Origin of the sequence: uncultured Rossellomorea sp., from assembly GCF_947488365.1 — a bacterium.
GTDB lineage: Bacteria > Bacillota > Bacilli > Bacillales > Bacillaceae_B > Rossellomorea.
In genome coordinates this window covers 172,005-192,119 of record NZ_CANKZT010000003.1, presented here as the reverse complement: position 1 = coordinate 192,119, position 20,115 = coordinate 172,005, and the positions used below count along the sequence as shown (strand labels likewise).

The following is a 20,115-nucleotide window of genomic DNA, read 5'->3' as shown; positions in this document are numbered from 1 at the left end:
CGTACAGTCATAAGTCAATATACTTATAAAATTAAAGGTTTATTTATTGTGACCAATCGGTCATAATAGAGTCAAGGAGTTTATCAAGGAGAGGAAAGCATGAAGGAAAAAGAGAAATTAATTATTGAAACATCGATTAAGCTGTTTGCCACGAAAGGGTTTAACGCCACCTCGGTGCAAGAAATCGTGAACGAGTGTGAAATATCTAAAGGTGCATTCTATTTGTATTTCAAGTCAAAGGAAGCCCTTCTATTGGCTATCATGAAATACTATTTTAAAATGATCACAGCTAAAGTGAATGAGATTGAAAACGAGGATCTGCCTCCTTATGAAAAATTCCAAAAGCAATTAGAATGCCAGCTTATTGAAATCTGTAAACATAAAGAGTTTATCATTATGCAGATCAGAGAGAACGCCATGCCGTTTAACGATGAAATCCATGATCTCCTCAGTGAAATGAAAATGGACACCCATCGTTATTATAAAAAAAGATTATATGGGATTTACGGAAAAAAAATCGAACCCTACTTCTGGGATATCACTATGATGATTCAAGGTTTTTTCCATTCTTATTTAGAATTGGTGATGCTTGATAAAATCGAATTGGATTTTGCCTATTTGTCCCGATTCATATTGAAACGTACGGATGATTTAGTGGAAGGCTTACTAAAAAGCGGGGATCAGCCTGTTCTTTCCTTTGAAAAAGTGGAGGATCTGGTGAAGGATTTCACTTTATCTAACAGGATCAATGAGTCTACACTTGTTCATATGATCGAGGATGCACGTGAAGTAGCAGAGGATGAAAATACCAAAATTTCTCTGGAAGTCATTCAAGAGGAAATTCAAAAAGAGGAAACCCGGCAGGTCGTCATTAAAGGAATGATTGTGAATCTTGAAGAGGACCCATCGCTGAAGCATCTCGTGAATGCCTTGAGACATTTTTATGGATTCTGACTCGAAAGACCCGCTTAGCTCAAATGCGGGTCTTTTTTATTTTATAGGAGAAAGTAGTAAGAGAGCCTTCTCTTAAGCTAGAACTTTTTCTCTCAGCTTCCCGATCCCTTCCTTACAGACCCCATATTCAAGCCAGGAGCAGCCTTTACATAGATGATCAAGATCCTCAGGTTTCACTTTATTAGCCGTTCGGATAATCAGATCTGATTTCATATAGGTTTCCCCGTGTTTCAGCTCTAAATGCCGGAGGACACGGCTATCTAATGATAGAACATGATCATTGGAGTTTTCACTTTTTTCACATACTGTTTTCCCTTTATGTGGACATGCTTGACAGGCGTCATCAAAGGCATGAACGACCTGAATGGGAAGATCCCTTTCATCATTTCGTATTTCTCCCACTATTTCCGTCATAACGTTTACAAAATCAGGACTATACCCCATGCCTTTAAATCCGTGGGTGCAAAGAAGATGATGTCCCCTAAGTACTCTCTTCATTTTATCCTCCTCTTTTTACAGCTGCTGAATTTGATCCGATTCATGGAAGGTTACTTTTTCACTGACATGGCCATTGGCGGCACGGTACATTCCATAAGCCACTTGACCACCTGAGATGCTTCTGTACTTTTTTAACTTACCTACCATTACCGGGCGGATGGCTCTGGAAAAGATTTCTCCCGCTTTTTCCCCAAGGCGGAATTCATCTCTTTCCCCTAAAAGAAGGGATGGCCTGAAAATGTGCAGGGCAGGATAATTCAGGGCTATTAAGTCTTCCTCGAGCTCCCCTTTCACCTTACTATAAAAGAACGGTGAACCGGAGCTCGCCCCAATAGCTGATATGACCATATATTGTTTGGCCCCATGGTCCTTACCGAGGTTTCCTAGCTGAACGGGGTATTCGTAATCTACCTTTCTAAATGCTTCCTTCGTCTGCGCCTTCTTGATGGTCGTTCCAAGACAACAAAATACATCGTCGATTTCCTCGTGGGGCAGGAGCTTCATCTGATCGAATGGGATGATTCGTTCATCCAACTTCTCATGCTTCACCCCGCTGCTTCTTCTCACGAACGAAATCACTTTTTTATACTCGGGACTCTTGATGAGTATTTCAATCAGGTGTGAACCAACCAATCCAGTGGATCCTGCAACCAAGGCTACTTTCGGCATCTTTCATTCCTCATTTCTTCTTTGTCTCTATTCAGATAGATCCTTCCAGCTTCTGTAATGGTGAACTGCGATTCCATTATAGGAAGAATATGTACCATACTGGGCATCAACAAGAGCAAGTTCAGCAAGCATGATTTGCTCTCCATCTTCATGAAATGTCAGGAAATCCCCTTCAGCAGATGGAGCTGTTTCCACTCCTACCTTCACCTTTTTCCCTGCAGCCTGGGCAAATTCCATCTCATTCCTGACAAGTTCAATGATTCCATTCTCCCCATTCGCCAGATCCCGGTATGCCATAACACCAACTTCATCCGTCCTCCCAATCACCCACTGAGCAAGGTTACCTTTTCCTAATTCATTGTTAAATGTTTTCCCATCAAACCAAAATGGAATATCCATCCCTAATGGAAGCTGAAGCGAATCAGATCGAATCACTGCTTCATTCACCATCTTCTGGTAATTTAACACCGTCTTGCCGTAGGCGGTTGACCATCCGGATAAAAGGTAAGTCTCCACATCCAAATGAACACCGGTAAATCTTTGATCCTCACTCGTTTCAAGCTGGTACTCCCCCAGCCAATCAAAAAAAGCAGTGAGGGCGGATTGTCCTTTTACGGTTGCCCATTTTGGAGCCCCGTCCAAGGCGTACACGTGTATATTTTCTAAAGTCGCCATTTGAATAAATTGTTGATAGTGTTCCTTCTCTACGTTCGGGTTCACTTGCAGATACACTTCATCTACTCCATGAACTTTAAAAAAACCGATGATTTCTTCTTTATGTCCGACGATGTCAACCGTATTCCAAAGCCACGTGCTTTTCCCTCTCACGTCCATACCAGCTGCCTTTTCATTTGATTGGTAAGAATTGATACTCAACAGGATCAGACAAATACTCATCTTCCATATTCTATTCATCTTTCATTCTCCTCTTCTTGAGCCTTGACTCTTGTGAGGAGCCTGGCAGCTTGGCGGCCATTCGAAAGACGGGCAGGCCGATAGCTTTTTCAGTCCTTGCTTTTCAACAAGTTTGCCTTTTTCAGTTTGTTTTATTCTTCCTCTTTAGTATAGTCCTTTTTCCTTTATTGAAAAGATGTAATTTTCAATCAATAATCATATCAAAAAAGCGCCAGTCACTTTCGGATTGGCGCTTTTTTATGTACTGCTCATGACACTATTTGCTTATAATTCTTCATCCTCGAAAAATTGCTGTAATTTCTCATCTTGTTCAGGATCTGCATTTTCAGACGCATACGGATTATCCTTGACTCCTGCTGTATCCATATTTGTTTTGATGGCGAGAAATGGTCCTTTCGGTTCCTCTGCGATGACACGGTCGTTTAACTGTTTGAAATCGGGCATGTCTTTATTTCCTTTTTTCACTTTATCTTCTTCCTTCAATCGTTTCACCACCATTCTTATAAGCGATTAGAATAATATCCTCTTCCGTTTGCTGGCGAAGTTCACTTTCCATGTTTCTCACTTTATTCAAGGTATCTTCAGACAGGTCCGCTACGGGAAATTCTTTCGTATTCATTCTTATCATCTCCTACCCATTTTCATTGGATTGTCCGATTTCCTTTTCTGCCATGAACCCGTTTCCTTCCTCTACTGCATGATGTTCCTCCACAGACTCTCCCGGAACATAGACTTGACTGGGATTTCGAACCTCATTATTCAAAGTGAATTCCGGGTTTAACGGCGTGTCCATTCGTAACTCTTCAGGTTTCTTATGATCTCTCATCTATTCCACCTCCAGTATTTAGTATGGCTACTGAATACATAATCATGCAAAACACGAAAAATCGACTGGCATCGGGCAGCAAAAAAAAGCGTTAAGCAATAACGGTGCTTAACGCCATGAAACTGATTCAAACCCACGTATAATCCCTTCCCCAGCTATCCCGGGCAAGATCTTTGATTTCATCGACAATTTCATTTTCCACAGCAAAGGCATCTCCCTGTTCATAAGGGTTGTAGTGGAAAGCGTATAGGCGGGAAACAAACTCGTGAAACGGAAGTGAGCATTCTCCTTCCAGTTCCCCGTTTTCCATGACGGAAGGTTCGATGCCCTGCCCCCAGTTCTGTGATCCATCATTATTCGGATTATAAAAATAGATCCGGTATTCGCCCTTGGGATCCTGGGTGATTCTCAAAATCGAAACGGCATGGAAGCCAAGGAGCTTTCCATGAACATTTGTGATGAAGATCCCGACTGGATTCGGATAGATCAATCCGTAGTCATCATTGTATTCCGGGTGGTGAGTGGCATAGAATAGGCGAACGAATCCCGGATAGTCAGAGATGAGGCCTGTTAGTGAATCAATGACTGTGCTAAACCCTTTTTGAACCCAATCTCCATAAAATTCCGGATTCACCCAGCGGTGTCCATCTTCCCCTCTAAGCGATACACGTCTCATCATCTCACTATAAATACGGTCAAGATGAGGAACGAGAACAAGTGACACAGGATCAAGCTCTTGATGAAGCTCAGGCGCCAGCCCTCCACTTAATTCTTTCGAATGGACCGGCGTTCCTTCAAACATTATATCGATATCTCCGTCCCTCGCTGCCCGTGGAATCAGTTCGAGTAAGTACCCAGGAGCATGCTGTGCCCAAAGGCTGATCCCCCGCGCTGTTTGACAAGTCGGGTTTAAGCCTTGGCCAATCCCGATCGGTTGACCGAGGACATTGATGACACCGGCCAGAAGGACAGAATTTGCTGTAATTCCGTCTCCAGCTTTACACGAATTAAGGAGCGTCTTCCGTACTTCCGGTCGAATATCAAGCTCTATCAGCCTTTTCAATCCCGGTGATACAGGAGAGGAAGATAATACACCCCGCTCAAGCATAAGGGCGAGTCCATAAACCGATTGCTTTGTGGCTGGATAGATCGCCACTTTAATCAGCTGGAATACGAGCTCCGCATGTTCGTCTAGGTTTGCTTTTCCTTTGTCGTTTAACTGAAGGGCAGCCGGAACAAGCTCTTGAACCTTTCTGCTCAGGAACCTTAGTAGTATCGCATGCTGGGGAGCGACAAGCCCCGTTTCACGCATGGACTGCGCAAAGGCAACAGCTTCCTTCTCCAGTTCTTCCTTAGACAGACTCATAAGCTTCTTACGGTATTCACCCGGCTGGACAATGCTTTTGCTTATGAGGGACGGACCTTCAATAGCAGACACATACTTTTCTAAAACAAGTCGTTCCGCTACACTTAAGTCTGAATGGAGCATCTTTTTCGCTGTTTCAATCATTGACACTGTCCGCTTCACCATAATCGGACGCTGTGCGGTCAAACGTTCGATTTCTTTAATCAGTGTAGTTGTAAGTGCTTGATAGGAAAGCTTATCAGATAGAAATCGAAATAATTCCGTTGCCCTTTCACTCTGCTCTCCACCTTCAATCCGTGCTGCTTCCGTTGCTTCAGGAAAAAGCAGGTTCAGATTCAGAACCATTACTTCATTGAGGAAATCCTCTGCCATTTCAGTCGAAACATCGGGATGTTCATATTGACCCTCTGCGATGGATAGCATTCTTAACTCACTAAGAATTTCAATGATCGAAGGAAGCCCCTTTGCTTGTAGTGACCCGGCCACAAGAGGTGGTTGAAGCTTGGACGCCTTTTCCCAGGGGCCGTCCTGGAAGACCCCGGCCTTTTCAAAGCGGCTTGCGCTTCGATATAGAATCTCCAATCCTTCATCCGTATCCAACAATCTTTGCGCTTCCTGATACACGTCAGTTTGATACATTGATTTCGCAAATGAAGCTGCGCTCTCCAGTTCATTAAGCGCTTGCAGAAAACGATCTTCCAGCTTAGACGTTAATTCAAATGCCATTTCAAAACTCCTTTATCAATCAAAATACCAGTGGATGAGAGAATTAAATATAGAAGTTAAACTGTTCGTATTCCTTTAATAGATCCCTCATGATTTCACTGTCTTCCCCGTAGAAGAAGATCGTTCCGTAATGATTACCGAAGCCGATTCGCTGAGCTACCTTCCCTTGGGCAGGACTGAACATATCATGTTTTTCAAAATAGGCATGGTTCTCCAGTTCATCGGGTACCTCCAGCTTCTCCACATAATTAACATGAGGATGGACCATTAAACAACCTGCATGGGCTTTTGCTTTTTCACCTGTAGAAGGGAAAAACTCTCTAAGCTCTTCTTCTGTTGTATTGGGGTCACTGCAAAGGATTTGAGCTTGATATGCATTAAATCCATAAGCACGTTCAATCAAATCAAAGATATGTCCGCCGGGGACTCTGGCTGCGACTTCGCCGAAATGAAGAGTACCATCTGATGTAATGAAATATTCGGGATGAATAACACCGTATTCAATCTCAAACGCATCAATGAGCTGTTGAATCGCCTCACGGATGATCGGACGCTTTTCCTCAAGGCTTGGAGATGCCGGTACGAAATTAGAGTAGCCTAATCGCACATACTCCGTTATATTTAAAAATTGGATCTTTCCATTATGAATAAAAGCTTCACACGAGAATTCCTGTCCGTCTAAATGACTTTCCATCAGAAGCGGAAACTCCGACTCGGTGAGAGCATCGATATCTTCCGGATTCTCAATGGCACGGTGTCCGACAGACCCTGCTTTATCAAGAGGTTTTACGTGAATGGGGTCGTTCTTATCTCCTTCGACTTTCAGAAGGGCTTCATTCACACGTTTCAAGAACCTTCTTACATCTTCCTTATCCCTTGCTTCTTCGAATACACCTACTTTGATTCCGGCAATTTGCGCTTTACGCTTCATCATCCCTTTATCTCTTAATAGAAGAGAACGGTTGAAGACGCGTGGTTCGTTACGGAAACGTGAGTTTAATGCCCCGGACCACTCCACACACTCTTCATACAAAGGAACAGCCACTTCCGCACCCATTGCTTTCAGCTGTTTATAAAGATGATCTGAACCTTCATTTAACCGATCGAAGTCCCAACCGATAAAGGCAATATCATGTTTTTCTGCATATGCCTCAAAATCAGGGGGGCCAACAACCACGAAAGGCCTGTTAAGCTTCGTACACGCTTCGATTGCCGGCAGACTCCAACCGATCAATGCCGTTAGATAGGGTTTGGTTTTTTCCTTTCGATCCACGTTCTGTTCTGCTTGCTGTAATTCAAGTTGATCTAGTCCCATATTTTCCTCTCCCCTTGTCACGTATTTATTCAGATTCCTCTTTAGCATAACAAAGCAGATAGGAAGAATGAAGTATTTTGCTGAATTTTCAATCTATTCGACAAATAAAGTGGTAAAGTGACATAATCAGCGGGGATGTTCTCCAATAAAAAACCCCAAATGCGCTCAGCATAAGGGGTCCTTTCTTCTGTTATTCACCTAAATCAACATTATGATATACCTGCTGAACATCTTCCAAATCTTCTATCGCATCAATCATTTTTTCGAATTGAGCTTGACCATCTTCTGGAAGTTCGACATCATTCTGCGCAAGCATAGTCAGTTCCGCTACTGTAAACTCAGTCACACCTGCACCTTTAAACGCTTCTTGAACCGCATGGAATTGATCTGGTTCAGCGTATACGATCACAGCATCATCTTCCTCGATAATATCACGTGCGTCTACATCCGCTTCCATCAGAATTTCCATTACTTCTTCTTCTGATTTTCCTTCAATACCGATGACGGCTGTGGCATCGAACATATACGCTACAGATCCACTCACACCCATGTTGCCGCCATTTTTGCCGAAAGCAGCACGCACTTCGGATGCAGTTCGGTTTACATTGTTCGTCAGTGCATCCACAATGACCATGGAACCATTCGGTCCGAAGCCTTCATAGCGTAGTTCGTCATAGTTCTCTTCTGAACCACCCTTTGCTTTTTCAATGGCACGGTCCACGATATGTTTCGGTACGCTGTATGTTTTCGCACGCTCAAGAACAAATTTCAGCGTTTGGTTCAGCTCAGGATCCGGCTCACCTTGCTTGGCAGCAACATAGATCTCACGACCGAACTTCGCATAAATACGACTAGTATTCGCATCCTTAGACGCTTTCTTTTCTTTAATATTATTCCACTTACGTCCCATATTGTTTCACTCTCTTTCACATTTATCTATAGATACTTTCAATCTTAAAAGGTATTTTCCTTTCTATTATACATGAAAAAAACTATTTTTGGCTAAGTGATTCCTTGCCACCCTCACCTGAAAAAAGCCGACTCATATGAGTCAGCTCCCTTCCTGATAAGCACTGATCGCTTCATATTCGGCTTCTAATAAACGCGGTACACGAATAAAGATCGGCATGAGCTTACGATATGCTTCTGTAGCCTGTGGATCTGGTTGATGAGAATGTACAGAACCGACCATTTCACTTACTTCCTCAAGTGAGTCGATCATTCCGCTGCCATACATTCCGAGCACCACCGCCCCAAGACATGAGCTTTCGAAGCTTTCCGGCACTTCCACTTCCTGATCAAATACATCAGCGAGCATTTGACGCCAAATTTCCGAGCGGGCAAATCCACCCGTTGCCTGGACCCTTTTCGGTGTTCCGATTAATTCTTCCAGCGCCAGAAGAACGCTGTATAAATTCATGACAATTCCTTCTAATACAGCACGTATCATATGCTCTTTTTTGTGATGCATGCCGAGTCCGAAGAAAGACCCGCGTGCTTTTGCGTTCCAAAGAGGCGCACGCTCCCCGGCCATATATGGATGGAAGAGTAACCCTTCCGAGCCCGGTTCTACTTTAGAAGCAATATCCGTAAGGACTTCATAAGGATCTTTCCCTAACCGGCTCGCCACTTCCACCTCTGCAGAAGCCAGTTCGTCCCGCACCCAACGGAAAATCATGCCACCGTTATTGACAGGCCCTCCAATCACCCAATGATTATCCGTCAAGGCATAACAGAAAATACGTCCTTTCGGATCCGTTACCGGACGGTCCGTTACAGCACGGATCGCACCACTCGTTCCGATCGTAACGGCTACGACACCGGGTTCAATGGCGTTGACGCCAAGATTCGATAGAACCCCGTCACTTGCTCCGACGACAAACGGTGTGTCCGCTGATAAGCCCAACATGTCCGTGTACTCGGATTTCAATCCGACTAAGCTTTCAGTTGTTGAGACAGGAACCGAAAGTTGATCCTTGGTGACACCTGCCACCTTCAACGCTTCTTCATCCCAGGCCAGGTTTTCCAGATGGAACATACCTGTTGCAGATGCAATTGAATAATCCACAACATATTTTCCGAAAAAGCGATGGAACACAAATTCTTTAATTGAAATGAACTTAGCTGCTTTCCCGAACAATTCCGGCTCCTCATGCTGCAGCCAGGCAAGCTTCACGAGTGGGGACATGGGATGGATGGGAGTCCCGGTTCTACGATAAATCTCCAATCCGTTCATTTCTTTTTTTATCTTCTCTGCCCACTCGGCACTGCGGTTATCAGCCCAGGTAATGGAAGGAGTCAATGGCTGGTCCTTATCATCCACTAAGATCAAGCTGTGCATAGCAGAACTGAACGACACAAACGAGATATTCTCACTTGTATTAGAGGTCACTTCCTTTATACAACTGATGACTGCCCGGAAGATTTCTTCGGGATCCTGTTCAGCCGTTCCCGGTGCTGGTGTATGTAATGGATATTCGACCCCGTGACGATATATCGCTTTTCCCTTTTCATTAAAAAGTACCGCTTTTGTACTGGTTGTCCCGATATCGACACCAATCATAAATTCTGACATCTTTGTTCCTCCCAAAATAAATAGAGAAAAGGAAGAAGCGACATGGCTCTTCCCTCTTCCACTATTATTCTATCCTATTTTATCCGATGAATATCCCTATAATGAATACTACGGTAAATCCTACAAAACCGATGAGCGTTTCCATCATTGTCCATGATTTTAACGTATCTTTCACATCTAATCCAAAATAACGGTTCACTAGCCAGAATCCGCTGTCATTCACATGAGAGAAGACAGTTGCTCCTGCTGCAATGGAAATAACCATTAAACCAAGGACCGGCCCTTCTAAACCAAGAGTGGAAATTAATGGACTCATTAATCCTGCTGCCGTGACCATGGATACAGTCGCTGAACCTTGTGCCACACGTACGACCATGGCAATTAAGAAAGCAAGGGCAATCGGAGGCAAGCTTGAACCGGCCATCATTTCACCAAGGACTTCACCGACACCTGAGTCGATCAGAACCTGCTTGAACACTCCACCGGCACCTGTAACAAGGATGATGATCCCAGCCGGCTCAAGTGCTTTTGTCGCAATATCCTGAACGTCTTGACGGGAATATCCACGTCTCGTTCCTAATAATGTAAACGTCAATAGCGTCGCAATCGTTAACGCTACGAACGGATGACCCAGGAACGTCAAGATTGAACGAATGGTATTTCCTTCATCTAATAGAACACCCGAAAGCGTATTCAATAAGATCAACACTAAAGGAATCGAGATAAGTGACGCAATCATTGCAAAGCTCGGAAGCTCTTTATCATACTCGATCTCTTCCACTTGCATATAATCCGGAACCACAGCATGAATTCGTTTCGAAATGAATTTTGCAAAAAGTGGACCAGCGATGATCATGGATGGAATACCAGCAAGAGTACCAAATAAGATAACCCAGCCAAGATCCGCTCCAATTAAATCAGCAACAGCAATCGGTCCTGGAGTTGGCGGAATGAAGCTGTGTGTAACAGCAAGACCTGCTAATAATGGAATCCCATAGTATAGTAGAGACTTTCCGGTTTTCTTTGCCAAACCATATACAATCGGTACAAGAATGATGAATCCTACATCGAAGAATACAGGAATGGCAACCAAGAAACCTGTGATACCAAGGGACCATTGCGCTTTATCTTCACCAAATTTATTAATCAATGTTTGAGCTAATCGTTCCGCTCCCCCTGAAACCTCAAGCATACGACCGAACATCGCACCTAAACCAACCACGACAGCGACAAATCCAAGGGTCCCGCCCATTCCATTTTGAATGGAGGTAACCACTTCCTGCAGCGGCATTCCAGCGGCGATCCCCACAATCAAACTCACTAATAATAAGGCAACAAAAGCATGAAGCTTTGTTTTAATAACTAAAAATAATAGAAGAAAAATTCCGGCTAATGCAACTAAAATAAGCATTTGATCAGACATCTCTATCCCTACCTTTCTTTCATGACGACAGCTTGGCTGCCAGATTTTTTATAACGGTTGATCCTGACTAATTAGAAAGTAAAACGTTTACAATTCACTCTATGTAACTTCTACTCTCTGATCTACTAAACGGAAATGGCTTAAAGGAAGTTCATTTCGTCGTTTAAGATAATCAGGAAAATTTTTTTCTGTATACCTCTATTATAAAAAATATTTTTCTTTTTGCAACCGTTTACAGAAATTATTTTTATTTTTCTATTATTCTTGTATAATAAAACTATGAAAACCCTTACAGGAGTGATATCTATGAGTCAACACCAGCATTGTTTAGCCAGTATACGCTCACACTATCCTCAATTTAGCGTGACCGAGAAGAAAATTGCCGACTATATACTTGAAAATCCAACTGAGATTATTCATTCAACGATTAATGGTTTAGCAGAAGATTTAGGGGTCGCGGACTCCACTGTCTTCCGCTTTTGTAAACGAATCGGCTTTAAAGGATATCAAGCGATGAAAATCGCTCTTGCTTCAGAAATTGTGACGGGACTTAAGGACATTCACGAGCGCATCGATAAAGGGGACACGGCTCAAACGATTGCCACAAAAGTATTCCGATCGAACATCAAAACCATCGAAGACACGTTAATGGTCGTTGATGAAAAGAAACTATTGAAAGCCGTGGACATCATGATCAACGCACGCTCAATCGAATTTTTCGGAAGTGGTGGATCCGGTGTCATCGCCCTTGACGCCTATCATAAATTCATTCGAACCGGCTTACGTGTGCATGCCGCGAGCGACAGTCATATCCAGTTGATGACCGCTTCCCAAATGACGAGTGAAGATTGTGCTGTATTCATCTCCCATTCCGGTTCAACGAAAGATATCCTCCAGGTTCTGGACATCGTCAAAGAAACCGGGGCAAAGACGATCTGCATCACCAATTTTGCAAAATCACCATTGAGCCAAAGAGTCGATACATCACTCTTCACCGTATCCGAAGAAACCGACTATCGCTCCGAGGCCCTCTCTTCCCGTATTGCGCAATTAACGTTAATTGATGCTCTCTATGTAAACCTGATGATGAGAAGGGAAATGGAAGGTCAGGATGCACTCCGCAAAATGAGGAAGGCTATTTCGGTTAAAAGACTATAAAAAAGGTTGATCAGTGTGAAACTGATCAACCTTTCCTTATGCTATGGGAATTTAATCAAGATGGCTCATTAACGATTCTTCGTACTCCGTTATAGCTTCATCCAACATTCGCAGTCCATCATCAATTTGTTCTTTCGTTACAGTAAGTGGCGGAATCATACGTATCACTTCACTATGATTGCCGCACAGGTAGAATAACACTCCTTTTTCAAGAGCCAGGTCAAGGATGTTCATCAAACCTTCCCGATTCGGCTTCCCTGATTGAGGATGAACGATTTCAATTCCAATCATCAACCCCACAGCACGAATACTGCCGATTACGTTATGTTTTTCCTTCAGGAGTTCAAGCCTTGATACTGCATAAGCCCCCATCGTTTTCGTATTATCGAGAAGATTCTCTTCCTTCATAACTTCTAATGTAGCAAGTCCAACGGAACACGCAATCGGATTTCCACCAAACGTGGTCCCATGGCTCCCAAGTGGCCATTGTTTCATGAGCTTATTCGATGCGACCGTCGCGCTCAGGGGCAGCCCCGAAGCAATCCCTTTTGCAATCGCCATGATATCCGGTGTTACATCAAAGGTTTGAGCGGCAAACCAATTTCCCGTACGTCCAAAGCCTGTTTGGACTTCATCGAAAATCAGTAAAATATCGTGACGATTACAAATCTCCCTTACTTTTTTGAGCCATGCTTTCGGAGGAACGATGTACCCACCTTCACCAAGGACAGGTTCTAATATGACACACGCTACCTCTTCAGGAGTGACCTGATGATTAAAGAGAGTTTCGAAATCCTTTTCAAGCTTCTCAACAACATATTGGACTGAGTCAAGTCCCTCGGGACACTCTCTTTCGTTCGCATATGGAACCTGATACGTCAGGCCAGATGGCTGCATAAACTTTCGATACTTACTTTTAGAAGTCGTGACACTTAACGCACCAAGTGAACGCCCGTGAAAACAGCCGGTAAAGGAAACGACATAAGGACGCTTCGTTACATATTTCGCAAGTTTGATTCCTCCCTCGATCGCTTCCGTGCCACTATTGGCAAAGAAGAAACTATCTAAGTCTCCCGGAAGAATCTCCGCAAGCTCATCAGCCAATCGAAGGATCGATTCATACATTATTACACCTGATGGGCCGTGCATAAGCCCATCTGCTGCATCTTTAATCGCTTGTACAATTTTTGGGTGACGATGTCCAACATTCGTTACGGCAATTCCAGAGGTGAAATCAAGATATTTCTTTCCGTCCAACCCGTAGTAATAGCACCCCTCTTCTTTTACTACCGGTAAGTTCGGGTGATCCTTTGCCATACTGGGTGCCAGACGATTAGGCATATTTTGAATAAGCTGTTCAAACGTTCGTTCCATTCTAGTAACCTCCATATATGTGGCTGACAAATTTGTTTTATATTAATTTTCTTACATAAAGAAGAAATGAGCCAATAAAGCGACGATAGGTAATGTAATTATCGTACGTTGGATAAAAATAATGAATAAATCTAAAAAGCTGATCGGAATCTTGGATTTGATTAATAGAATACCAATCTCGGACATGTAGATTAATTGAGTCAAAGACATGGCAGCAATGATGAATCTTGTTAACTCACTCTCAATTCCGCTCCCTACTACAGCAGGTAAAAACATGTCTGCAAAACCAACGATCATGGCAGGAGCCGCATCTGCCGCCTGGGGAATTTGTAATAACTCTAATAGTGGAACAATTGGATAAGCCAGTATGTCAAACACTGGAGTATATTCCGCTACCACTAAAGCGATCGTTCCAAGGGCCATGACTAAAGGAATAAGACCAAACCAGATATCCAGAACGTTCTGGAATCCTTTTTTCGTTACCTCTCCGACACTTTTCACTTCTGATGCTTTTTCTACTGCTTTTTCAAACCCCCACTGAAAACGGGAAACATTTTCAGGAACGGTTTCGGATATTTGCATGCCAACCGGCTCATAATAGGTGTCTTTCTTTCGGGAAAGAGGCGGGATACGCGGACATATGACCGCAGCTGCTATCCCTGCAATCACCACTGTCCCATACAGTTGAACAAACATTGATTCCAATCCGATGAAGCTGACAATCACAAGACTGAAAGCGATCGAAGCAACGGAAAAGTTTGTCGCAATGACTGCTGCTTCCCGCTTTGTATAGTAGCCCTCTTCAAATTGTTTCGTTGTAATCAATACGCCGACGGTGCCACTCCCCATCCAGGATGCAAGAGCATCGATAGAGGATCGTCCCGGCAATTGGAAAAGCGGCTTCATGATTTTCTGCAGCAGAGTGCCGAAGAAATCCATCAATCCAAAATCTAAAAGCAGGGGCATCAATAAGCCTGCAAATAAAAACCAAGTGGCTAAGACAGGAACTAACGAATACAATACGGTTCCTCCCGTAAAGTCAGAAATAATCCACTCGGGACCACTCCCATTTACCGTCATCACCGCAAATATCGAACCGAGGACACGAACAGCGATCCAAAAGTATCCTACGTCGAATAGTCCTTTTAAAAATGATTGATTGACAATCCACTGAGGTTTAAACATTTTCGTATAAATAGCCATAAGAGCCGATACACCAAAAATCACAGTCATGAATAATGGCAGTACACCTTCCAGCAACCCTTGAAAATAAGAAGCGAATATCCCGACCCCGATAGTCATATTTCCTTCATACGTAACAGGCACAAGGAACAAAAGTACCCCTAACAAGGACGGTATGATAAACTTCATTGCTTCTCTTGCCGTTCTGCCTGACCGGGCTTCTAATTGACTAACATTTTGTTTTCCGACTTCCATTGTCAAACACCCCTTTATAATTTATCCATAACCCCTAACCATTCGAGAATCACTTATGCGTCGTATGAATATCCCCCTTCTACACCTTCCAGTTCTTTTCACCTTAGTACATGCAAGTTTTATGCCAATATTTTATTTAATTTTGTATTTTTTAAGTTTTCTGACTACTGAAGGCTGACTAATTCCCAGGTTTTGAGCCATTTGAATAGTAGTCTTGTGCTTCTCCCTCGCATTCTTTAATACTTGTTCTTCGACTGACTCAAGAATGTCTTTTAATGATTGACCATTGTACTCAAATCCTGAAATATCAGCACTATGCTTTATGTATGGACCAGGGAGATTTTCCATTTCAATTAATGGCTTGGATGATGTCACAATCAGCCTTTCAATTATATTCATTAGCTCTCTGACATTCCCTTTCCAATCTTGAATCAACAACTGGTGAACAACCCCTTCATCCAGCTCTCTCTGGCGCTGATATTTATCACAAAAATGATTTACAAAGTAATCGATCAACGTAATAATGTCTGATGTTCTCTCTCTCAATGGAGGAATCGTAATAGGAACCACATTCAAACGGAAGAATAAATCCCTCCTGAATTCTTTCTCCTCAACAGCTGCCTCTAAATCCTTGTTCGTAGCTGCCAGAACCCGGAAGTCAACCTTCCTTTGCTTTGTACCGCCTACGCGATAAAATTGTTTCTCCTGGATGAACTTTAGAATTTTGACCTGGTTCGATAGAGATAACTCCCCTATTTCATCCAAGAATAGAGTGCCGCCTTCAGCGAGTTCTGCTAATCCTACTTTCCCTTTGCGGTCCGCACCCGTAAAAGATCCGGGTTCATAGCCAAAGAACTCTGCTTCAAATAATGAGTCTGGTATTGCTCCACAATTGACCTCAATGAACGGACCCCTTTTTCGCTGACTTTTGTTATGTATGAATTTCGCGATATGGGACTTGCCGACACCGGATTCCCCTAGGAGCAGGACGTTCACATCGACTTCTGCTACTTGCAGGGCGACCTGTAACACCTTTTTCATCTCATTACTTGTGGCAATGATCCCTTCCGAATAATAATGACGGCTTCTAAGGATTTCAAGCTCGCTTTTCACCCTCTCCATCTCATCTTCCATTTCTGTTAAATACTTTTTCATATTCAATAATTCCGTTACATCATGGGAATAGCTTACGATTCTCACTAATTCACCCGTTTCATTGAATACCGGGATCCCTGTAACCAGCAGTTTCTTGCCTTCTTTACTCGTCTGGACCAACGTTATTTTTTTCTTTTCTTTTAGAACGATCGGAGTTAATATCGGAGAAAAAACGCCTTCTTTTTCCAGATCATATACAGATTTCCCTACCATGTCTGCCGAGTTCACATTATAAATATCCCCGGTTGCGTCACTTACTTTCAAGATGATCCCATCTGTATTGGTTACTAAAATATCATCTTGAAGCGAATGAAGAATCGCCTCATTTTCATTCCAACTTTTTTTCTTTACAGTCACAGACAGCATCCCCTTTGCCAGTCTTGAAATTATTCAATAATGAATAATTATCCTGATTAATTTTATATTAATTCATTTATACCAAAGTTTTTTGACTTTTTATACATTTTTGAATAAATTATTCAAAAATAAATATTTTTGCTTAACTGATTTGTAAAAAGCTATTACTTAAATTCAAGAGAGCAGTAGTTGATTTCCGCTACAGGTGCTCGCTTTCCGCGGGGCGTGAGTTGAGCCTCCTCGGGCTTTGCCCTGTGGGGTCTCAACTTTCCCGCTTCTCCCGCAGGAGTCGAGCACCTTCCACTCCAATCAACTTTCTAAGCATGAATTTTCATTATAGCTAAATAAAACCAAAATATTTGAGGAAATCACTTCTCTATTTCTTTTTTGTTAATTACTAGTATTCAATTTTCTTAAGGTTGTTTTTTCACCACTTTTAAACTCTGTCATTAGAAACTCTTATAGATGGTGAGGGGAACTGCGCAGACTCCTGCGGAAGAACGGGCGTGCCGAGACCCCGGAAGCGAAGCTGAGGAGGCTCGGCCGTACGTCCGCGGAAAGCGGAGCAGTTCCCCTCACCATCTAGCACACTCTGGTTGACAGGACTCATAGCAATTTTAATGACGTTAAACCACAAATTTTGGTGAATAGAACCTACTAAAAAACCATTATACTATGACAGACCTAATAATTATTTTACTATTCAAATCATTTCGATTATCATTTTGGTAAGACTGTTTAAGGTGGGATAGGGATGACAGATGGAGAGAAGTTGACGTTGGAACACGCTAAGGAACTGGACAGGCAGGACTCATTGGCCCAATTCCGGAATGAATTTTACATAAAGAAAAATCACTATTATATGGATGGGAACTCCTTAGGTTTATTATCTAAACGGGCTGAGAAGTCGTTACTGACGTCATTGGAAGATTGGAAGGAACATGGGATTGATGGCTGGATGGATGGCGAGGAGCCCTGGTTCTATTATTCTGAGAAACTTGGCGAAATGACAGCCCCTTTAGTTGGGGCAGAAAAGGAAGAAGTGATTGTGACGGGTTCCATTACGACGAACCTTCATCAGTTACTCGCTACATTCTATAAACCAGATGGAAACCGCACCAAAATCCTTGCAGATGAATTGACTTTCCCTTCGGATATTTACGCGATCCAAAGTCAGCTGGAGTTAAAAGGCTACACCTCTGATGAACATCTGATTCAGGTAAAAAGCAGAGACGGATACACATTAAGTGAAGAGGACATCATCAGGGATATGACGGATGATATTGCTCTAATTCTGTTACCATCCGTTCTCTATCGAAGCGGACAGCTCCTGGATATGAAGCGATTGACGAGCGAAGCCCATAAACGTGGAATTGTGATTGGATTCGATCTGGCCCATTCGATAGGAGCTCTTCCTCATCAATTACATGATGACGGAGTGGACTTTGCCGTGTGGTGCAATTACAAATATTTAAATAGCGGACCGGGTGGTGTAGGTGGATTATTTGTTCATAACAGGCATAAAGGGAAGAAGCCTGGCCTTTCCGGATGGTTCAGCTCCCGTAAGGATAAGCAGTTTGATATGGATCATACGCTGACCCATGCAGATTCTGCAGGTGCCTTCCAAATTGGGACCCCGCATATATTAAGCAGTGCTCCATTACTTGGCTCGCTTGAGTTATTTGAAGAAGCCGGTATTGAGAACCTGAGAAAAAAATCCCTTTCTCTTACACGATTTATGATGGATTTATTTCAACAAGAACTTTCACAGTATGGGTTTACAATCTGTAACCCACGTGAAGATGATCAGAGAGGCGGGCACATTAGTTTAAAGCATGAAGAGGCGGCAAGAATTTGTAAAGCCTTGAAGGTGAACAATGTCACACCTGACTTCCGTTCTCCAAATGTGATCCGACTGGCTCCCGTCGCTCTCTATTCTTCGTATGAAGATGTGTGGGAGACCATCCAAATATTGAAAATGATCATGGACAAGGAAGAATATAAGAAGTTTGAAAATACGCGGAATGTTGTAGCGTAACTTCTTTTAGGAAGGATGAAGCCGCTTGAAGATCATTGATATTTCCCGCCCGCTGCACCATGATACTCCTGTTTGGCCAGGGGACACTCCCTTTTCTTTTTCTTTGAATTGGACGAAGGAGGAATCGGGATCCGTGAATGTCGGTCAGCTTACCATGAGTTCTCATACTGGAACACACGTCGATGCCCCCTTCCACTTTGACAATGAAGGAAAGAGAATATTGGACCTGCCATTAGAGAGGTTTATGGGGCCGGCCATCGTTGTATCGGTGGAGGATGCTGCAGAGATAAGCAGTGAACGATTGGAAGAGGTCGACTTGTCAGGAGTTAAGAAGGTACTTTTCAAGACGAATGCATGGAAGAATCCCGAGCAGTTTCCTGAACGCATTCCTCACATTGCGAAAGGGCTCGCACCTTTTTTGAAGGAAAAAGGGATTGATTTGATTGGAGTAGATCTTCCTTCAGTCGATCCATTGGATAGTAAGGAGCTGACTGCTCACCATTCATTACGGCATCATGACATCGGAATATTGGAAGGGATTGTTCTTGACCATGTGGAGCCTGGACGATATGAATTGGTGGCTCTTCCCCTTCCTCTTAAAGAAGGAGATGGATCTCCCGTTCGAGCAATATTAATGGACCTGACATGATAAGATTCCTTTACAGGTTTTCCCTACATTTTGTATAATATAAGAGAAAAGTTCATTGATTAAATACAGAGTCCTGGCTGCCACCAGAACTCTGACAGTATACATTGCCGTGAGCAATTTATCCTTTAATAAAATAGAAGTAACCTTTCCCTTGCAGTTGTCATAGTGGGTGGGTTACTTCTTTTTTTGTTGCGTGACTGCGATTATTGCTACTGTTAATGTACCAAAGGCAATCATCAATTGTAGTACGTCTGCCGTTTCGATCATTCCTGCTCATCACCTCCCATCTTCAGGGAGCTGCCTCTTGCCCACCCAGCTATGTACACCGTACATATATTTTAACATAAAAAACGAACATATGTTCTATAATTATGAGCATATTTAGAAAATAGTTCCTTTTTACTGAATTGATTCTGCCTATAAATGATATTAAATCGCATATATTGCCTCCTCCTATTCATAGACTAACGATATAGAGGTTTAAATTGATGGAAATTGGACCATAGTTATGTTAAAAAGGAGGCGGCAAAATGGGAATTACAATCACTTTGGGTTTAGTCGTAATGCTTGGGATGATTTTGGGTATTCTTATTTATTTCTTAAGACAAGCTTTGGATTCAAATGATGCGAAAAAAATCGACTCTCATGATCATGATCATTTTTCACAATGATGGTTTGGT

Annotated in this window: 20 protein-coding genes and 1 riboswitch; of the genes, 5 read left to right on the top strand and 15 right to left on the bottom strand. The window is 42.8% G+C overall.

Annotated elements, in window-relative coordinates; genetic code table 11:
* Nucleotides 1-99 precede the first annotated feature (99 nt).
* On the top strand, nt 100-954 hold the full coding sequence (locus Q1B03_RS12185; protein ID WP_299741482.1) for a TetR/AcrR family transcriptional regulator: 855 nt from the start codon (nt 100-102) through the stop codon (nt 952-954).
* 72 nt (nt 955-1,026) lie between these two features.
* Here the strand turns inward: Q1B03_RS12185 and Q1B03_RS12180 are convergent, their stop codons facing one another.
* From Q1B03_RS12180 to Q1B03_RS12130, 11 genes are all read right to left on the bottom strand, one after another.
* The gene (locus tag Q1B03_RS12180; protein ID WP_299741480.1) at nt 1,027-1,452 is read right to left on the bottom strand and encodes a DUF1284 domain-containing protein; all 426 of its coding nucleotides are present in this window, start codon (nt 1,450-1,452) and stop codon (nt 1,027-1,029) included.
* Nucleotides 1,453-1,467: 15 nt separating this feature from the next.
* Nucleotides 1,468-2,121 (bottom strand): NAD-dependent epimerase/dehydratase family protein, encoded by a 654-nt coding sequence (locus Q1B03_RS12175; RefSeq protein WP_299741478.1) that lies wholly within the window; start codon nt 2,119-2,121, stop codon nt 1,468-1,470.
* A 27-nt stretch (nt 2,122-2,148) separates the two neighbouring features.
* Complete coding sequence (locus tag Q1B03_RS12170) at nt 2,149-3,036, bottom strand: amidase (RefSeq protein WP_299741477.1); 888 nt, start codon at nt 3,034-3,036, stop codon at nt 2,149-2,151.
* Nucleotides 3,037-3,077: 41 nt separating this feature from the next.
* Nucleotides 3,078-3,163: riboswitch (cyclic di-GMP riboswitch) on the bottom strand.
* A 137-nt stretch (nt 3,164-3,300) separates the two neighbouring features.
* Nucleotides 3,301-3,519 carry a hypothetical protein gene (locus tag Q1B03_RS12165; protein WP_299741475.1) on the bottom strand — a complete coding sequence of 73 codons (219 nt, stop codon included), beginning with the start codon at nt 3,517-3,519 and terminating at the stop codon, nt 3,301-3,303.
* Nucleotides 3,503-3,655, bottom strand: a complete 153-nt coding sequence (locus tag Q1B03_RS12160) for a hypothetical protein (protein WP_299741473.1) — start codon at nt 3,653-3,655, stop codon at nt 3,503-3,505. The genes Q1B03_RS12165 and Q1B03_RS12160 overlap by 17 nt, the downstream gene beginning before the upstream one ends.
* Nucleotides 3,656-3,667: 12 nt before the next feature.
* Nucleotides 3,668-3,862, bottom strand: a complete 195-nt coding sequence (locus Q1B03_RS12155; RefSeq protein WP_299741471.1) for a hypothetical protein — start codon at nt 3,860-3,862, stop codon at nt 3,668-3,670.
* Nucleotides 3,863-3,989: 127 nt separating this feature from the next.
* Entirely contained in the window at nt 3,990-5,954 is a 1,965-nt protein-coding gene (locus tag Q1B03_RS12150) for a hypothetical protein (protein ID WP_299741469.1), read from the bottom strand.
* 43 nt (nt 5,955-5,997) lie between these two features.
* Complete coding sequence (locus tag Q1B03_RS12145; RefSeq protein ID WP_299741467.1) at nt 5,998-7,269, bottom strand: acetyl-CoA carboxylase biotin carboxylase subunit family protein; 1,272 nt, start codon at nt 7,267-7,269, stop codon at nt 5,998-6,000.
* A gap of 190 nt (nt 7,270-7,459) precedes the next feature.
* The gene (locus Q1B03_RS12140) at nt 7,460-8,179 is read right to left on the bottom strand and encodes a YebC/PmpR family DNA-binding transcriptional regulator (RefSeq protein WP_044339151.1); all 720 of its coding nucleotides are present in this window, start codon (nt 8,177-8,179) and stop codon (nt 7,460-7,462) included.
* Nucleotides 8,180-8,320: 141 nt separating this feature from the next.
* Nucleotides 8,321-9,832 carry a gluconokinase gene (gene gntK / locus Q1B03_RS12135; RefSeq protein WP_299742632.1) on the bottom strand — a complete coding sequence of 504 codons (1,512 nt, stop codon included), beginning with the start codon at nt 9,830-9,832 and terminating at the stop codon, nt 8,321-8,323.
* A 91-nt stretch (nt 9,833-9,923) separates the two neighbouring features.
* Nucleotides 9,924-11,267, bottom strand: coding sequence for a GntP family permease (locus Q1B03_RS12130; protein ID WP_299741452.1), 1,344 nt, complete (start codon nt 11,265-11,267; stop codon nt 9,924-9,926).
* A gap of 306 nt (nt 11,268-11,573) precedes the next feature.
* Between Q1B03_RS12130 and Q1B03_RS12125 the strand changes: the two genes are divergently transcribed.
* On the top strand, nt 11,574-12,425 hold the full coding sequence (locus tag Q1B03_RS12125) for a MurR/RpiR family transcriptional regulator (RefSeq protein WP_299741450.1): 852 nt from the start codon (nt 11,574-11,576) through the stop codon (nt 12,423-12,425).
* A 51-nt stretch (nt 12,426-12,476) separates the two neighbouring features.
* Here Q1B03_RS12125 and Q1B03_RS12120 read toward each other — a convergent pair whose 3' ends face one another.
* The 3 genes from Q1B03_RS12120 to Q1B03_RS12110 all read right to left on the bottom strand — a co-directional run bounded on the left by Q1B03_RS12120 (nt 12,477) and on the right by Q1B03_RS12110 (nt 16,748).
* Entirely contained in the window at nt 12,477-13,799 is a 1,323-nt protein-coding gene (locus tag Q1B03_RS12120) for an aspartate aminotransferase family protein (protein WP_299741448.1), read from the bottom strand.
* Nucleotides 13,800-13,850: 51 nt separating this feature from the next.
* Nucleotides 13,851-15,236 (bottom strand): YjiH family protein, encoded by a 1,386-nt coding sequence (locus Q1B03_RS12115; protein WP_299741446.1) that lies wholly within the window; start codon nt 15,234-15,236, stop codon nt 13,851-13,853.
* Between the two features lie 132 nt (nt 15,237-15,368).
* A complete protein-coding gene (locus tag Q1B03_RS12110) occupies nt 15,369-16,748 on the bottom strand; it encodes a sigma-54-dependent Fis family transcriptional regulator (protein ID WP_299741444.1) in 1,380 nt (459 codons plus the stop codon).
* 754 nt (nt 16,749-17,502) lie between these two features.
* Here Q1B03_RS12110 and kynU point away from each other — a divergent pair.
* Both kynU and kynB read left to right on the top strand, forming a co-directional pair.
* Complete coding sequence (gene kynU / locus Q1B03_RS12105; protein WP_299741442.1) at nt 17,503-18,786, top strand: kynureninase; 1,284 nt, start codon at nt 17,503-17,505, stop codon at nt 18,784-18,786.
* 25 nt (nt 18,787-18,811) lie between these two features.
* Nucleotides 18,812-19,435: an arylformamidase gene (gene kynB / locus Q1B03_RS12100; protein WP_299741441.1), complete on the top strand. Its 624-nt coding sequence runs from the start codon at nt 18,812-18,814 to the stop codon at nt 19,433-19,435.
* Between the two features lie 174 nt (nt 19,436-19,609).
* Here the strand turns inward: kynB and Q1B03_RS12095 are convergent, their stop codons facing one another.
* On the bottom strand, nt 19,610-19,702 hold the full coding sequence (locus tag Q1B03_RS12095) for a putative holin-like toxin (protein WP_220154057.1): 93 nt from the start codon (nt 19,700-19,702) through the stop codon (nt 19,610-19,612).
* Between the two features lie 263 nt (nt 19,703-19,965).
* Here Q1B03_RS12095 and Q1B03_RS12090 point away from each other — a divergent pair, with 263 nt between their 5' ends.
* Nucleotides 19,966-20,106 carry a hypothetical protein gene (locus tag Q1B03_RS12090; protein WP_299741440.1) on the top strand — a complete coding sequence of 47 codons (141 nt, stop codon included), beginning with the start codon at nt 19,966-19,968 and terminating at the stop codon, nt 20,104-20,106.
* Nucleotides 20,107-20,115: the final 9 nt, after the last annotated feature.

Coding starts and splice junctions, on each gene's coding strand:
- Q1B03_RS12185 (WP_299741482.1), top strand. CDS start 100: ATGAAGGAAAAAGAGAAATTAATTATTGAAACATCGATTAAGCTGTTT.
- Q1B03_RS12180 (WP_299741480.1), bottom strand. CDS start 1,452: ATGAAGAGAGTACTTAGGGGACATCATCTTCTTTGCACCCACGGATTT.
- Q1B03_RS12175 (WP_299741478.1), bottom strand. CDS start 2,121: ATGCCGAAAGTAGCCTTGGTTGCAGGATCCACTGGATTGGTTGGTTCA.
- Q1B03_RS12170 (WP_299741477.1), bottom strand. CDS start 3,036: ATGAATAGAATATGGAAGATGAGTATTTGTCTGATCCTGTTGAGTATC.
- Q1B03_RS12160 (WP_299741473.1), bottom strand. CDS start 3,655: ATGAATACGAAAGAATTTCCCGTAGCGGACCTGTCTGAAGATACCTTG.
- Q1B03_RS12155 (WP_299741471.1), bottom strand. CDS start 3,862: ATGAGAGATCATAAGAAACCTGAAGAGTTACGAATGGACACGCCGTTA.
- Q1B03_RS12150 (WP_299741469.1), bottom strand. CDS start 5,954: ATGGCATTTGAATTAACGTCTAAGCTGGAAGATCGTTTTCTGCAAGCG.
- Q1B03_RS12145 (WP_299741467.1), bottom strand. CDS start 7,269: ATGGGACTAGATCAACTTGAATTACAGCAAGCAGAACAGAACGTGGAT.
- Q1B03_RS12140 (WP_044339151.1), bottom strand. CDS start 8,179: ATGGGACGTAAGTGGAATAATATTAAAGAAAAGAAAGCGTCTAAGGAT.
- gntK (WP_299742632.1), bottom strand. CDS start 9,832: ATGATTGGTGTCGATATCGGGACAACCAGTACAAAAGCGGTACTTTTT.
- Q1B03_RS12130 (WP_299741452.1), bottom strand. CDS start 11,267: ATGTCTGATCAAATGCTTATTTTAGTTGCATTAGCCGGAATTTTTCTT.
- Q1B03_RS12125 (WP_299741450.1), top strand. CDS start 11,574: ATGAGTCAACACCAGCATTGTTTAGCCAGTATACGCTCACACTATCCT.
- Q1B03_RS12120 (WP_299741448.1), bottom strand. CDS start 13,799: ATGGAACGAACGTTTGAACAGCTTATTCAAAATATGCCTAATCGTCTG.
- Q1B03_RS12115 (WP_299741446.1), bottom strand. CDS start 15,236: ATGGAAGTCGGAAAACAAAATGTTAGTCAATTAGAAGCCCGGTCAGGC.
- kynU (WP_299741442.1), top strand. CDS start 17,503: ATGACAGATGGAGAGAAGTTGACGTTGGAACACGCTAAGGAACTGGAC.
- Q1B03_RS12095 (WP_220154057.1), bottom strand. CDS start 19,702: ATGATCGAAACGGCAGACGTACTACAATTGATGATTGCCTTTGGTACA.
- Q1B03_RS12090 (WP_299741440.1), top strand. CDS start 19,966: ATGGGAATTACAATCACTTTGGGTTTAGTCGTAATGCTTGGGATGATT.